Here is a 14,580-nt window from a genome sequence, read left to right on the forward strand (position 1 = left end):
CACGCCAAAAATCCGTCGAGTGTGCTGATCGGAAGGGGCCGGCTCCTTGGGAGGCCGGCCCCTTCGTCGTCACCGAGCCGGTTGGGTGCGGGACGTGGACCGACGTCCTACGTGAACGACCCGGACCACCGGTGGGCGGCGCGCTCCCCGTGGCGCCCCCTCGGTCCGCAGGGCGCCGCGAACGTCCTTCGGGGCCGGTGCGCGCGGTGGGAGGATGCGCGGAGGGCGATCGAGGGGTGGGAAGCGTGGGGCGTGGCGAGCGGGACGCGGTCGCGAGGGGAGCGCGACTGTGCGAGGCGGCGCAGGCGGCGATGGGGGACCACGGCCGGGCGGTGGAGGCGGTCCGGGCGGCGCTGAGGCCGATCCACGACGCGGCGGTGCAGCGGGAGCTCGACGCCATCCCCGTCGCCCGGCTGCAGGACGTCACCGAGGGGCGACTGCGGCTGGGGAGTGTGGAGAAGAGCGGACTGCGTACGGTCGGCGGGGTGCTCGCGGCGGGCCCCTACCGGTTGCGGCAGATTCCCGGTGTCGGGCAGCGCACCGTCGATCAGATGCTCGCCGCCGCCCGCAGGCTCTCCGAGGCGGTGCACGAGACCGTGGCCGTCCACATCGACGTGGACCGGCCGGAACCGGGCACCACCGCGCTCGTCATGGCCCTGCACGTACTGGTGGAGGCCGGCCCGGACGCCCGGCGGGCGGTCGACAGGGCCGTCGGCCTGTCGGAACGGCTCGGTCCGTTGCTTGCCGACGCCAGGCCCGCCGCCCGGCGCTTCCGGATGCTTCTGGTGGGCCAGGGCAAGAAGGCCCGGGCGCTGGCGGCGGTCACGGAGATCCGCTCGCTGGTCGACGAGGCGGAGCAGGCGGGGCTGCCCGAGCTGATCGCTCAGGCCTCGGTGGACCTGCTCCGGGAGCCTTCGTCCGACATCGCGGCCTGGGTGGACTTCGAACTCCGCTCCGCCGAGTACTACAGCCTGCTCGCCGAAATCTCCGGGCGGCTGCCGGACACGGCCGCCGCCGAGGGCTTCCTGCCGGACGAGATCGCCGAGAGAGTGCGGGCCCAGCACCTCGACGACGCGCACCGGCGGGTCTCCCTGCGCGGTTACCAGGCGTTCGGCGCGCGTTTCGCGCTCGCGCAGCGCAAGGTGATACTCGGCGACGAGATGGGCCTCGGGAAGACCATCCAGGCGATCGCCGTGCTGGCGCACCTGGCGGCCGAGGGACAGAGTCACTTCATGGTCGTCTGCCCGGCGAGCGTCCTCGTGAACTGGACACGGGAGATCGAGGCCCGCAGCGCCCTGCGCGTCATGGTGCTCCACGGCCCCGACCGGCAGGACGCGTTCGCCGACTGGAAGGGGCGGGGCGGGGTCGGGGTGACCACGTTCGATGCGCTGCGCGGTTTTCCCGCGCCGGGCGGCGGGGATGTCGGCCTGCTCGTGGTCGACGAAGCGCACTTTGTGAAGAACCCGCAGGCCAAGCGGTCCCAAGCGGTTGCCGTGTGGGCGGAGCGCTGCGGGCGAACCCTGTTCATGACCGGAACCCCGATGGAGAACAGGGTCATGGAGTTCCGCGAGTTGGTCCGGATGCTCGACGACGGCGTCGCGGAGTCACTTGGCGAAGGGGACGCATTGGCCGGGTCGGTCGCCTTCCGCAAGTCCGTGGCCCCGGTCTACCTGCGGCGCAACCAGGAGGACGTGCTGACGGAACTGCCGAGTCTCCAGCAGACCGACGAGTGGGAGGAACTGAGCGCGTCGGACGAGGAGGCCTACCGTGAAGCCGTGCGCGCCGGCAACTTCATGGCGATGCGCAGGGCCGCGTACATGCGCCCCGAGAAGTCGGCGAAGCTGGAACGGCTTCGGGAGATCGTTCAGGAAGCCGGCGAGAACGGGCAGAAGACGGTGGTCTTCTCCTACTTCAAGGATGTACTGGGCGTGGTGGAGGAGGCCCTCGTGGCCGGAACCACCGACGGCACTGCGGTATTCGGTCCGCTGACCGGAAGCGTCCCGGCCGGAAGGCGGCAGCGGATCGTCGACGACTTCGCCGGTGTCCCCGGCCCCGCGGTGCTCCTGGCGCAGATTCAGGCCGCGGGAGTCGGGCTCAACATGCAGGCCGCCTCCGTTGTCGTCATCTGCGAACCCCAGGTCAAGCCCACCATCGAACACCAGGCGGTGGCCCGGGCTCATCGTATGGGCCAGGTCAGGCCGGTGCGCGTGCACCGTCTCCTCGCCACCGGGGGAGTGGACGAGCGCATGGTGAGGATTCTGGAGGCCAAGACGCGCCTGTTCGATGCCTACGCCCGCCGCAGCGCCGTGGCCGAGGCCACCCCGGACGCGATCGATGTGTCGGACACGGAGCTGGCGCGCCGGATCGTCGAGGAGGAGCAGGCTCGTCTGGGCATGACGGACGGGAAGCCGGCGGCGACCGAGTGAGCGGGCCGCCAGGCGCTGGAGCCGGTAGTCGCTCGGTGTTAAGTAAGATTCAATCTACGTAAGAAGTCGTCTACTGTGGATTGCTCCGGGGGTGTGTCGTGGAGTTCCAAGGCCGGGCCGGGGATCTCGAGCAGCTGGCCGAGCAGTACCGGGCTGTGGCGGAGGGGGCCGGAGCCACGCGGGGGCGGGCCGTGATCATGACGGGTCGGCGCCGGGTGGGGAAGTCGCGGCTGGTCCAGGAGTTCTGCGACCGCTCCGGAGCGCCGTACGTGGTGTTCCAGGCCACCCGGGGGCGCAACCCCGTGACGGAGCGCGCCGACTTCGCCGCGGCCCTCGCGCAGTCGCCGCTGCCGGGGGCGGAGCTGGTCGCCGGCCTCCAGGCGCAGGACTGGAACCAGGCCCTGCGCTCGCTGGCGCTCGCGGTGCCCGACGGCTCGCCCAGCATCGCGGTGATCGACGAGGTGCCCTGGCTGGTCGAGCAGGACCAGGAATTCGAGGGCGCGCTCCAGACCGTCTGGGACCGTCATCTGTCCGCCAAGCCCGTGCTCCTGCTGCTGGTCGGCAGCGACGCGTCCGTGATGGAGGCACTGCAGTCGTACGGGCGCCCGTTCTTCGGCCGGGCGGCGAAGATGACCGTCCGCCCCCTGAACCTGGCCGATGTGCAGGCCATGACCGGGCTGGACGCCGCGGGGGCCGTCGACGCCCAGTTGATCACCGGGGGATTCCCCGAGATCGTGCAGTCATGGCGGCCGGGAATGGGGCGCACCGCCTTCCTCGAGGCGTCGGTCGCCAGTCCCCTCTCGCCCCTGATGGTGGCCGGCGAGCTGTCCCTGCTCGGTGAATTCCCCGAGGCTTCGCACTCCCGGGCCGTACTGGAAGCGGTCGGCAGCGGTGAGCGCACGTTCAGCGCGATCGCGACCCGGGCCGGCGGCGCCGGCGCGCTGCCGTCCGGCACGCTCTCCCCGCTGCTGGCCACGCTGCAGGCCAAGCGGGTCCTGGCCGCGGATCTCCCGTTGTCCGTCACACCGGACGGCAAGAACAAGCGCTACCGGATCGCCGATCCGTATCTGCGGTTCTGGCTGGCCTTCCTGGCGCGCGCGATCCCTCTCATCGAGCGTGGCCGCGGTGACCTGGCACTGGAACGCATCGAGCGGTCATGGCCCACATGGCGCGGTCGAGCGGTCGAGCCGCTGGTCCGCGAGTCCTTGCTGCGTCTGATGCCCGACGGCCCGTGGCCCGGGACCGAGGCCGTGGGCGGTTGGTGGAACCGTCAGAACAATCCCGAGATCGACCTCGTCGGCGCGGACCGCGGGCCGGTGGCCCGGCAGGTGTCCTTCGTCGGGTCGGTCAAGTGGCTGGAGACCCAGCCCTTCGGCCGTCACGAGTACGACGCCCTGGTGCGCGACATGCTCGCGGTCCCGGGTACCGCCCCGGACACTGCGCTGGTCGCGGTCTCCCGATGCGGGGTCGCCGACGGCCTGCCGCTGGCCGCGCACTGGGGGCCCGAGGACCTGGTACGGGCGTGGCAGCCCCGGTAGCCCGCACCCGTCAGTCGCCGCGGGCGGCGTGAGCCGGCCCGCTTGCCCGGGTCCACGCCGATGCACGGGGCAGCGCGCGGCGCGGGACCCGCGGCGCGGGCTCAGAGCAGGCTGCGCGCGTGCTCCGGGTTGGTGCAGTCACGCCATTCCACGATCCGGCCGTCCTCCAGCCGGTAGACGGCCATGTTCCTGATCGGGGCGAGCTGCCTTCCGGGGAGGGCGAGGCCGTGGATCTGCTCCTCGATGACGAGGTCGCCGTTGACCGCGCTGTGCAGCGTCGTGAACTCGACCCGCTCGAAGGAGCCGAAGACGCCCGCCCACATGGCCAGGAGGTTCTCCCTGCCCCTGATCTCCGGATCGCCGTAGTTCTGGAACACGACCTCCGGGTGGAGGTAGGGGGCGAGCTTCGCCGCGTCCTTGTCGGCGAAGAGGGCGAGGAAGTCGGCGATGATCCCGGCGTTGTCGTCGGCCATGACAGGTCTCCTGGGGGCGTCGGTGCGGACCGTGGTGGCGGAGCGGCGACGAGGTGAGGCCGGACTCCGCGGTTCCACCATGGCCGCCCAGGATTGGACCGGCAAGTCCATTCCCTGTCCGCGGACGCCGTAGGACACCGCCGGGCCGGCGGGGCGGGGGTGCCGCCTCGCCGGCCCGGGGCGGTCAGAGCGTGTTCAGCACGGCGAACGGGTCGAGCGCGGCCCGGTTGTCGACCGCGGTGATGCGGCGGCGCAGGGTGTGGCTCGCCCCCGGCGCGATCGTGACCTGGCGCTGGGTCATCGCCCAGATGTCGCAGGCGTACGCGGTGAACGCCTGGTCCTCGTAGAGCAGACCGTAGGTCTGGCTGTCGGCCCCGGTCATGCCGATCCACGGCGCGGTCGGCACGTAGTCGGCGGGCGTGCCGGTGGTGATGGTGCCGTGGCCCGGGACACCGCTGCGCTGCCCGGTGCCGTCGTGGTCGATCACGTCGCCGATCCACAGGGTGCGGGCCACCGTGCCGCGGTTGGTGAAGACGCTCTCCGCGGTGATCCAGCGCTCGCCCTCGCGGACGGAGTACTCGGTGACGACCGCGACGTCGGTGAAGGCGGTGCTCGCGCCGGTGGCCCTGATCCGGGCCTCGGCGCCGGTCGAGGAGACCACCTCGACCGAGGTGGACTTCACCGTGCGCTGCTGCCAGGCGTTCGTGCCGCGCGGCTGGGCCGCCGACGCGTACGGCAGGTTGAACCAGTCGATCTGGTCCAGGTGGCCGACCGCCGCCATGTCCCGCGGCTTGCCGAGGGTCACGGGGGTCAGCTGCGAGTCCTCGGAACCGGCCGAGACCGCCAGCGCCAGCTGGTCGTTGGAGATCACCAGGTCGGAGGGGAGGCCCTCGGCCACGGGACCGGGAATGGTGGTCCCGGTGCCGGCGCGCGCCCGCGCCCGGTCCGCGCGCAGGGCGACCCGGGTCTGCGCACCGTCCCGCACGGTGGCGGTCACCTGGACGGGGTCGTAGCCGACGCCGTCGGCGACCACGGTGTAGACACCGGGGACGGCGAAGGCGAGGAACTCGCCGTCCGCGCCGGTCGTGCTGGACACGACCGCCTTGCCCGCCGAGTCCAGCACCTTGACCCGCATGTTGGTGAGCGGGCCACCGGTGGCGCTGTCGGTCAGCCGGCCGGACAGGCCGTCGCCGACGCCGTCGAGGCGACGGGCCCCGGGGACGCCGTCGAGCACCTCGAACGCGGCGATCGTGTACGCGGGGGAGGCCGCGTCGCCGGCGTTCAGCACGATCCGCAGGTCGGCGCGCCAGCGCTCCGGCGTGATGTCGCAGATCACGTAGCCGCGGTAGGTGCCGTTGTAGAACTTGACGTGCGGATTGGCCGCGAGGCCCGCCCGGACGTCCGCGTCCCAGCCGGCGCCCGAGGAGATGGAGGTGCCGACGAACTCGGTCGCCACCGTGCGGGACGCCGGGTCGTCGAAGTCCTTCTTCAGGTCGTTGACCCAGTGCGTGTGCCAGTCGCCGCTGAGCACCACCGGGTTCTCGGGACGCTCGGTGTCCAGGAAGTCCAGGATCCGGGAGCGGGCGGCGGGGTAGCCGTCCCACTGGTCGAGGTTGACGACCTTCGACGGGCCCAGGTCGTAGTCGAACGCGGCCATGATGGTCTGCTGGGCGATGACGTTCCACTGCGCGCCGGACTTGTGCAGGCCCCGGAGCAGCCACTTCTCCTGCTCAGGACCGGTCAGGGTGCTCGCCGGGTCGCCGACCGCCTCGCAGGGCGTCTTGCGGCCGTCGCCGCACGGCTGGTCGGTGCGGTACTGGCGGGTGTCGAGGATGCTGAACTCGGCGAGCCGCCCGAAGCCGAACCTGCGGTACATCAGCGCGTCGGGGCCCTCCGGCCGCTGCGCCCGGCGCAGCGGCAGGTGCTCGTAGTACGCCTGGTAGCCGTTGGCCCGGCGCTCCAGGAACGGCCGGCCGTCGCCGGCGCCGCCGGGGACGTCACCCGCGTAGTTGTTCTGGACCTCGTGGTCGTCCCAGGTCATGAAGAACGGGAAGCGCGCGTGCGCGTCCCGGAGTTCGGGGGCGCTCTTGTACAGGGCGTGCAGCCTGCGGAACTCGGTCAGGCTGCCGTCCTCGGTCTCGTAGATGTAGTCGCCCAGGTGCATGACGAAGTCGAGCTCCTGGCCCGCCAGGTCGCGGTAGGCCGCGTAGTGGCCGCCGGCCCAGCTCTGGCAGGACACGAAGGCGAAGCGCAACTGGTCGACCCGGGAACCGGACTTCGGCAGGGTGCGGGTGCGGCCGACGCGGCTGAAGACCCCGTTCACCTGGAAGCGGTACCAGTACCAGGTGTCCTGCTGCAGGCCCCTGGCCTCGACGTGCACGCTGTGCGCGGACTCGGGGACCGCGTTGGTGTGCCCGTCGTCGACGACGTGCCGGAACTCCTCGTCCCGCGCCAGCTCCCAACTCACCTTGACCGGGACCGGGTCCATGCCGCCGGTCTCCGCGTCGAGCGGGTCGGTGACGAGTCGCGTCCACAGCACGACGCTGTCCTCGTCGGGGTCGCCCGAGGCGACACCGAGCAGGAAGGGGGCCGGGTCGACGACGGCCGCCGGGACGGCCCCGGCGGTCCCGGCCGCGGTTCCGGCCTCGGCGGCCGAGGCGGCGCCCATGGCCAACTGGCCCGCGGCGAGGGCACCGAGGGTGGTGCCACCCGCGGCCGCCAGGAACTTCCGGCGGTCGAAGGGGACGATCGAAGGTGTGGTGGTCATGTCCACAGGGTTGTCCGGACAGGTGCCGGCCCGGTTGCGTGATCATGAATGCGCAGGGCACGGGAGGCCACCGGGCGGGGAGGTGGCGCCGGAAGCGCGGCGCGGCGCCGCCGCCGGGCGGGGCGAGTGTCGCGGGCACAGCCCGATGGGCCATACTGCCCGCCGTGGAGCAGAGCAGAGGTTCGAACATCCCGCTCGTACAGGCGGCCGGCATCGATCCGGCGTACGTCCCCGGCATCGCCGTGCCGGAGCCGGACGAGCCGCAGGTCACGTCCGCGGCGGAGTCCGCGGACCTGGTGAAGGCGGCGCCCGCCACCGATGACGCGCCGTCCCCCGCCGAGGACGCCCCCGCGGAGGAGACCGCCGCGGAGGAGCCCGCGCGGCGCGACCCGGAGGCGGAGCCGGACGACGACGGGCCGGTGTTCGAGGTCGCCGACCGCCGCGGCTCGATCCGGGCGGACCGGGACGGCATCACGTTCCGGCTCGACGACACCGAGGCCGAGTTCGGCTGGGACGAGATCGGCGCGGTCGAGGTCGACGCCCCGCGGTTCGGGCGCCGTTTCGGCGTGACGGTCTACCTGTCGCCGCGACGCTGGTACGAGACCTGGGTCGAGACGCCCGCCAGGGGCCGGATGAAGACCTGGTCCGAGGAGCTCGACGCGGTGCTCGACGTCTACTTCGAGAAGCCCGGGGAAGCCTCCGGGGCCGTGGCCGCCGAGGAAGCCGGGGAGCCGGCCGGCGCATAGGGCGGTGGCGGCCCGGGGACCGGGGACTTGGGCGTGATCAGCCCCGACTCGTACGCGAACACGACCAGTTGGGCCCGGTCACGGGCACCGAGCTTGGTCATGGCCCGGCTGACGTGCGTCTTGGCGGTCAGCGGGCTGATGACCATGCGCGCGGCGATCTCGTCGTTGGCCAGCCCGCGCGCGGCGAGCGCCACCACCTCGCGCTCGCGGTTGGTCAGCGCCTCCAGGCCCGCCGCGTGCGCCGCGTCCGGCGGCCGGGAGACGAACTCGGCGATCAGACGGCGCGTGATGGCCGGGGAGAGCAGCGCGTCGCCGCGCTGGGCGACGTGGATGGCCTGGACGAGGTCGGCGGGCTCGGTGTCCTTCAGCAGGAAGCCGCTGGCGCCGGCGCGCAGCGCGTCGAAGACGTACTCGTCCAGGCCGTAGTTGGTCAGGATGACGACGTGCACCCCCGCCAGGCGCGGGTCGGCGGCGATGCGCCGGGTCGCCCCGATGCCGTCGAGCACCGGCATCTGGATGTCCAGGAGGACCACGTCGGGCACGTGCCGCTCGGCGAGCGCGACGGCCTCCCGCCCGTCGGCCGCCTCGGCGACGACCTCGATCCCCTCCTCCGCGTCCAGCAGCGCCCGGAACCCGGCCCGCATCAGCGCCTGGTCGTCGACGATCAGCACCCGGATCATGTCGCCGCCTCCAGTGGCAGTTCGGCCCGTACGGTGAACCCGCCCTCCGGACGCGGGCCGGCCCGCAGCCGCCCGCCGAGCGCGGTGACCCGCTCCCGCATGCCGGTGAGGCCGACGCCGGGGACGGGTTCCGCGTCCGGCGCCGCGGTGCCGTCGTCGTCGACCTGGACGACGAGCTGCCGGTCCGCGTACTCGATGCGGACCGTGGCCCGCGGCCGCGGACCGGCGTGCCGGGTGACGTTGGTCAGCGCCTCCTGCACGATGCGGTACGCGGCCCGGTCGACGCCGTCGGCGAGCGGCCGCTCGCGTCCGCTGACGGTGACGCTGGTGGGCAGCCCGGCGGTACGGGAGCGCTCGGCCAGGTCCCCGATGCGGTCCACGCCGTGGCCGCCGCCGCTGCCGCGCAGCACCTCCAGCGTCGCCCGCAGCTCCCGCATGGCCTCGCCGCTGGCCTCCTGGATGGCCAGCAGGGCCTCGGGGGCCTCCTCGCCGCGCTTGCGCGCCAGATGGACGGCGACGCCCGCCTGCAGCTTGATGATCGAGATGCTGTGGGTGAGCGAGTCGTGCAGTTCGCGGGCGATGCGCAGCCGTTCCTCGCCGGCGCGGCGCAGCGCCGCCTCCTCGCGGGTGCGTTCGGCCTCCAGCGCCCGCCGTTCCAGCTGCTCCAGGTACGCGCGGCGGTGCCGGCCCACCACGGCCATGGCGACCGAGGCCAGGAACCAGCCGAGCAGCAGCGCGGTCGACTGCGCCGCGGTCGGCGCGGGCTGCCCGGAGGCCAGGTAGCCGCCCAGGAAGGCCAGCACCGCCACCTTCACCGGCAGCCGCCGCCCGCCGGTCCTGACCGCGATGTGGACGGCGACCAGCACCGGGAAGGCCGCCGTCGGCCCCGGGTGCACCCGCAGCGCGTACGCCAGCATGCAGCCCGTGCACAGCAGCAGCGCGGACAGCGGGGCGCGGCGGCTGCCGGTGACGGCCAGCGCGCCCACGAGGGCCAGCACGAGGTCGAGGGCGTCCGCCGGGGCCGGCACACCGGGCAGCAGCAGGACGTCGGCGACGAGCACGAGGCCCAGCACCGCGTCGAAGATCCCGCCCTGCCACCCCCGCAGTTCCAGGGGTGATTCACGGACCTGACGTGCGATCAGCCTGGCGCCTCCCATGGCGGCACCCTAACCGGGCTCCCGCACCCCGCACGTCCTCCTGGAAGACGGCTCCCGCGCTACTCCCCGGGGAGTAGCGCCGCCCCGCGGCGCAGCCCGCGCAGCAGTGCCATGTCCCTTCCCGGGGACGACGACCCGGGGACCGGTCCGGGGCCACGATCGAGACCCGCGAACGGGCCCGACGACCCAGCAGGAGGCACCCCGTGCCCGCACCCTTCCGCCTCACCACCCCCGCGCCGCCGGACTCGCTCACCGGCCGGTCCGCCGCGGTGTACGCACAGCTGGCCACGGACTTCGGCGTCCGGCGGGCGCCCACCTTCGCGGTGCTGTCGCCCGCCCCCGACCTGCTGGCCGCCACCTGGGCGGTACTGCGCGAGTCGCTGCTCGCGGGCCGCGCTTCCCGCACCGCCAAGGAACTCGTCGCGCTGGGGGTGTCGCAGGCCAACCGCTGCCCCTTCTGCGTGGACGCGCACACCGTCCTGCTGCACGCCACCGGCGACCACCGGCTCGCCGAGACCGCCGCCCGCGGCGGCACACCCGCCGACCCGGAGCACGCCGCGCTGCTCGCGTGGGGGAGGGCGACCCGGACCGGCCTCGGACCGGACGCGTCCGGGGCCGCGGCCGACCGGCCCTTCGACGACGCCGCGGCACCGGAGTTCGTCGGCACCGCGCTGGCCTTCCACTTCATCAACCGGATGGTCTCCGCGCTGCTCGGCGACGACATGATGCCCGCCGGTCTGCAGCGGCTGCGGGTGGTGCGCAGCGCCGGCGGCCGGGCCCTGGCCCGCACCGTGCGCAGGGAGCTCCGGCCCGGCGAGAGTCTGCCGCTGCTGCGCGGGGTGCCGGCCGGACGGCCCCCGTACTGGGCCGGGGACGCACCCGTGGGAACCGCGTTCGCGGCCCTGCGGACGGCGGCCGGGCGCGGCGGGGAACGGCTCGGCGAGCAGGCCCGGGAGGCCGTGGCCGCCGCCGTGGACGCGTGGGACGGCTCGCACCCGCCGCTGGGCGACGGCTGGATCACGCGCTGGACGGCCGCGCTCCCGGCGGGCCGGCGCCCCGCGGCGCGACTGGTGCTGCTCGCGGCGCTGGCCCCGTACCGGATCACCGAGGCGGACGCCGAGGCCTGGCGCGCCGCCGACCCGGACCCGTACGACGCGGATCTGGTGCGGCTGCTGGCGTTCGGCGCCCATCTCGCCGTTTCCCGGATCGAAACCTCGATCCAACGACCTTTTCAGCGGGCCAGGTTGACAGGCCATTGACGCAGACACGACGATGCGTGGTGCCACTGGGGCCGTAGAGCCCCGTGTGCACCTCGACCTCCGCCCGGCGACGCCTCGGCCTGCTCGCACACGGGGACTGCTGCCGTCATTCGCGCTCCCGCCGGGCCACGCAACGCAAGATTGGGTTCCGCATGTCCATATCGCGACGCGTCACCATCGGACGGCTGCTCGGTGTGAGTGCCGCCGCCGTCGCCCTGTCCGCGGCGGGCGCCACCTCCGCCTGGGCGAGCGACTGCCCCGGCGGCAAGGGCTGGAACAACGGCGGCCACCACACCTACAAGCCCGGCCACGGTGGTGGCACCAAGACCAGCACCGACCGCTGCGAGTTCTCGCTCGACGGCACCAACTGGTACGCGTCGGTGAAGGTCGACGACGTCACCCTCAAGCCCGCCGACGACGGAAAGGTGCACGTCAAGGTGCGCGTGGCGGACGGTTCCTCGTCCTGCACCGTGTCCCTGGCCTCGTACCGCACGCACGGCGCCACCTTCGAGACCTCGGGCAAGCAGGTGTTCCACGACTGGGACACCGTCTCGATCACCAACGGCACCGACACGCTCGACGTCGCCGTCCCAGACGTGACCTGCTTCGCCCAGGTCGACTTGTACTACGGCAACAAGAAGTACGACGGCGTCATGAACGCCAACGACGGCTACGAGCACGGCCCGCTGCCCGAGGGCCCGGACCACGCGGTCATCGGCGACAAGAAGATCGCCTGGTGGAACGGCGGCACCAAGGACTGCTCCGAGCAGACCGTCCCGTCCACGCCGCCGAGCAGCGCGCCGCCGACCACGGCGCCCCCGACCACCCCGGCCGGCGGCGACGAGACCACCACGCCGCCCGCCACGGACACCCCGACGCCGACCGCCTCGGTCCCGGCCTCCGACTCCGCGACGCCGTCGGCGTCCGGGTCCGCGTCCGCCTCCGCGCCGGCCTCCAGCCCGGCCGCGGTCGACGCCGCCCAGTCCCCGAACGGTGAGTCCGGCGACCTCGCCGAGACCGGTTCCGGCAACGTCGGCATGGTCTCCGCGGCCGCCGCGCTGCTGCTGCTCGCCGGCGGTGCGGTCGTCTTCGCCTCGCGCCGCCGCCAGGCCGCCCGTCGCCACTGACGCTCCGGCAGCGAAGGGGGTACGGCTCCGCCAGGCGCCGTACCCCCTTCGTCCGTGCGCGGCGACCACGCCTACGCGTACTAGCCCCGGGTTCGCGGGCATTGGGACAATCCGATGCGACGGCAGGACCACAGCGGGGGGCTGTATGAGACATCCGGGGGAGACCACCGCCGGTGACCGGTACCCGACCGTGGACGAGGTCGCCGCGGCGGCCAGGGCCCTGACCCTTCGCAGGCCCGATCTGTGCCGGGTGCGGACGGTGGGGACCTCCCGGGCGGGGGAACCGCTGCTCCTGCTGTCGGTGGGCCACGGACGGCGCAACGTCCTGGTCGTGGCCGGGCCGCACGCCAACGAGATGGTCGGCGGCGCCACCGCGCTCCGGCTGGCCCGGTGGGTGGCGGCCGATCCCGCGCTGCGCGAGGGCGCCGACGCGTCCTGGCACTTCCTGCTGTGCGCCGACCCGGACGGCGCGCGGCTCAACGAGGCCGTCCCCGACGGCCGGTTCACGATGCTCGGCCACTACCGGCACTTCTTCCGCCCGCGCGCCGCCGAGCAGCCGGAGTGGCTGCCCGACGACGGATCGCTGGCCGGCGCGCTGCCCGAGACCCGGGCGCTGATCGCGGTCATCGACGAGCTGCGTCCGGTGCTGCAGTGCTCGCTGCACGGCATCGACGTCGGCGGCAGCTTCATCCAGGTGACCCGGGCCATCCCCCGGCTGGCGGAACGGATCGCCAAGTCCGCCGCCGAGTTCGACATCCCGCTGGAGGCCGGCTCCTCCGACGCCTTCCACTGGCCGAGCCCCGGCCCCGGTGTCTACGTGATGCCGCCCCCGGGCGGCCCGCGCGAGGACGCCAGCAACTCCACGTGGACCTACGCCCACCGCTATGGCGGCGTCACCGCGATCGCCGAGGTGCCGATGTGGGCCTGCGACCGTGCGGGCGACACCTCCCCGCACCCCGCCGCCGACGAGGCGCTGCGGGCCGCCGGCGTCGCCCTGCGCCGGACGAGCGACCACGTCGGAGGACTGATCGGGGAACTGCGGCCCTACCTGCCCGGGGACGGCGGCCCGCTGCTGCGGGCCGCGCGCGAGATCGTCGCCGTCGGCCCGCGGCTCGCCGCCGACTGGGACCCGGCGCTGCGCACGGCCTCCGCCCCGCCGCTGCCGGCGATGACCCGGGCCCGGGTCAGCAGCGTCGAGATCTACGCCCAGCGCCTGCCGCTGCGCGCCGCGGCCATGCTGCTGCGACTCGCCCGGGGCGTCGAGCCGTCCCAGGCGCCCGCCGCCGCGGTTCGCGAGTGCCTGGAGCGGCTGGTCGCCGAGTGGTGCCGGGCGTACGAGACCGCGCACCGGGCCCGCTGGGTCCCCGTCAGGCACCAGACGGAGCAGCACGCCAGGGTGGTTGTCGCGGCGTTCGAGCTGTTGCCGGGATGACGCGACAGAAGTAATCCGATGGGCAAGACTTGCGACTGGCAACGGTGTGTTGCCAAGCTGTTGCACACAGTCAACCCGAGGGAGGGGCACGTGCCTTTCGGTGAGCAGCCCGCGTACCTTCGCGTCGCCGAGGATCTCCGCCAGAAGATCCTCGACGGCACGCTCCCTCCGCACACCCGCCTGCCCTCGCAGGCCCGCATCCGCGCCGAGTACGGGGTGTCGGACACCGTCGCGCTGGAGGCCCGCAAGGTCCTGATGGCCGAGGGCTTCGTGGAGGGCCGCTCCGGCTCCGGCACGTACGTCCGCGAGCGCCCCGACCCGCGGCTGATCGTCCGCACCGGCTACCGGCAGGCCGGCGGCCAGGCCTCTCCGTTCCGGCAGGAGCAGGCGGACGAGAGCTTCAAGGGCAGCTGGGAGGCGAACAGCTTCCAGGACGCCGCAGGCCCGCGGGTCGCCGAGCGGCTGGGCATCCAGCCCGGCGACCGGGTGATGCGCACCCGCTACCTCTACCGGGCCGAGGGTGAGCCGATGATGCTCGCGACCTCGTGGGAACCGCTGTCCGTCACCGGACGCACGCCCGTGCTCCTGCCGGAGGAGGGCCCGCTGGCCGGGCAGGGCGTGGTCGAGCGCATGGCCGCGCTCGACATCGTCGTCGACAACGTCGCCGAGGAGGTCGGCGCCCGCCCCGGTCTCGCGGAGGAGACCGCGGTGCTGGGCGGCGTGCCGGGCCACGTCGTCATCGAGATCCGCCGCACGTTCTACGCCTCCGGCCTCCCCGTCGAGACGGCCGACATCATCGTCCCGGCCGAGCGCTACCGGGCGTCCTATCGCATGCCGGTCAAGTGAGGCGCATGGAGCGCACGCCGCGCGGCCGCCGTGCGGTGACGGCCCGTCACGGCTACGGCACCTCCGGCCCGGGTGCCGGTGCCCGGTGGGCGTGGTCACGGCCGCTCCTCGGCCGGTGCGAAGGGCCGC

Annotated in this window: 11 protein-coding genes; 7 read left to right on the top strand and 4 right to left on the bottom strand. The window is 73.6% G+C overall.

Annotation, left to right across the window (positions count from 1 at the left end):
- Positions 1 to 245: 245 nt before the first annotated feature.
- Together PV364_RS06820 and PV364_RS06825 are read left to right on the top strand one after the other, a co-directional pair.
- Positions 246 to 2,426 (top strand): DEAD/DEAH box helicase, encoded by a 2,181-nt coding sequence (locus tag PV364_RS06820; RefSeq protein WP_319658773.1) that lies wholly within the window; start codon positions 246 to 248, stop codon positions 2,424 to 2,426.
- 98 nt (positions 2,427 to 2,524) lie between these two features.
- Positions 2,525 to 3,964, top strand: a complete 1,440-nt coding sequence (locus tag PV364_RS06825) for an ATP-binding protein (protein WP_319658774.1) — start codon at positions 2,525 to 2,527, stop codon at positions 3,962 to 3,964.
- A 101-nt stretch (positions 3,965 to 4,065) separates the two neighbouring features.
- Here PV364_RS06825 and PV364_RS06830 read toward each other — a convergent pair whose 3' ends face one another.
- Positions 4,066 to 4,437 carry a nuclear transport factor 2 family protein gene (locus PV364_RS06830; protein ID WP_319658775.1) on the bottom strand — a complete coding sequence of 124 codons (372 nt, stop codon included), beginning with the start codon at positions 4,435 to 4,437 and terminating at the stop codon, positions 4,066 to 4,068.
- A gap of 184 nt (positions 4,438 to 4,621) precedes the next feature.
- Positions 4,622 to 7,204 (bottom strand): alkaline phosphatase D family protein, encoded by a 2,583-nt coding sequence (locus PV364_RS06835; protein WP_319658776.1) that lies wholly within the window; start codon positions 7,202 to 7,204, stop codon positions 4,622 to 4,624.
- A 164-nt stretch (positions 7,205 to 7,368) separates the two neighbouring features.
- Between PV364_RS06835 and PV364_RS06840 the strand changes: the two genes are divergently transcribed.
- A complete protein-coding gene (locus tag PV364_RS06840) occupies positions 7,369 to 7,950 on the top strand; it encodes a hypothetical protein (RefSeq protein ID WP_319658777.1) in 582 nt (193 codons plus the stop codon).
- Here PV364_RS06840 and PV364_RS06845 read toward each other — a convergent pair.
- Together PV364_RS06845 and PV364_RS06850 are read right to left on the bottom strand one after the other, a co-directional pair.
- Positions 7,878 to 8,630, bottom strand: coding sequence for a response regulator transcription factor (locus PV364_RS06845; protein WP_319658778.1), 753 nt, complete (start codon positions 8,628 to 8,630; stop codon positions 7,878 to 7,880). The genes PV364_RS06840 and PV364_RS06845 overlap by 73 nt on opposite strands.
- Positions 8,627 to 9,787 (bottom strand): sensor histidine kinase, encoded by a 1,161-nt coding sequence (locus PV364_RS06850; protein WP_319658779.1) that lies wholly within the window; start codon positions 9,785 to 9,787, stop codon positions 8,627 to 8,629. Before PV364_RS06850 ends, PV364_RS06845 begins: the two co-directional genes overlap by 4 nt.
- A 203-nt stretch (positions 9,788 to 9,990) precedes the next feature.
- Here PV364_RS06850 and PV364_RS06855 point away from each other — a divergent pair, with 203 nt between their 5' ends.
- The 4 genes from PV364_RS06855 (at position 9,991) to PV364_RS06870 (ending at position 14,451) form a co-directional block, all read left to right on the top strand.
- Positions 9,991 to 11,046, top strand: a complete 1,056-nt coding sequence (locus PV364_RS06855) for a carboxymuconolactone decarboxylase family protein (protein ID WP_319658780.1) — start codon at positions 9,991 to 9,993, stop codon at positions 11,044 to 11,046.
- Positions 11,047 to 11,198: 152 nt separating this feature from the next.
- Positions 11,199 to 12,173, top strand: coding sequence for an LPXTG cell wall anchor domain-containing protein (locus PV364_RS06860; protein ID WP_319658781.1), 975 nt, complete (start codon positions 11,199 to 11,201; stop codon positions 12,171 to 12,173).
- A 145-nt stretch (positions 12,174 to 12,318) separates the two neighbouring features.
- Positions 12,319 to 13,605: a M14 family zinc carboxypeptidase gene (locus PV364_RS06865; RefSeq protein ID WP_319658782.1), complete on the top strand. Its 1,287-nt coding sequence runs from the start codon at positions 12,319 to 12,321 to the stop codon at positions 13,603 to 13,605.
- Positions 13,606 to 13,695: 90 nt separating this feature from the next.
- Positions 13,696 to 14,451: a GntR family transcriptional regulator gene (locus PV364_RS06870; RefSeq protein WP_319658783.1), complete on the top strand. Its 756-nt coding sequence runs from the start codon at positions 13,696 to 13,698 to the stop codon at positions 14,449 to 14,451.
- Positions 14,452 to 14,580 lie beyond the last annotated feature (129 nt).

The sequence above is a fragment of the Streptomyces sp. MI02-7b genome (assembly GCF_033793585.1).
GTDB lineage: Bacteria > Actinomycetota > Actinomycetes > Streptomycetales > Streptomycetaceae > Actinacidiphila.

What these genes read in the sequence shown, in the direction of transcription:
- PV364_RS06835 (WP_319658776.1), bottom strand. Translation starts at nt 7,204, where the DNA reads ATGACCACCACACCTTCGATCGTCCCCTTCGACCGCCGGAAGTTCCTG.
- PV364_RS06860 (WP_319658781.1), top strand. Translation starts at nt 11,199, where the DNA reads ATGTCCATATCGCGACGCGTCACCATCGGACGGCTGCTCGGTGTGAGT.
- PV364_RS06865 (WP_319658782.1), top strand. Translation starts at nt 12,319, where the DNA reads ATGAGACATCCGGGGGAGACCACCGCCGGTGACCGGTACCCGACCGTG.
- PV364_RS06845 (WP_319658778.1), bottom strand. Translation starts at nt 8,630, where the DNA reads ATGATCCGGGTGCTGATCGTCGACGACCAGGCGCTGATGCGGGCCGGG.
- PV364_RS06830 (WP_319658775.1), bottom strand. Translation starts at nt 4,437, where the DNA reads ATGGCCGACGACAACGCCGGGATCATCGCCGACTTCCTCGCCCTCTTC.
- PV364_RS06850 (WP_319658779.1), bottom strand. Translation starts at nt 9,787, where the DNA reads ATGGGAGGCGCCAGGCTGATCGCACGTCAGGTCCGTGAATCACCCCTG.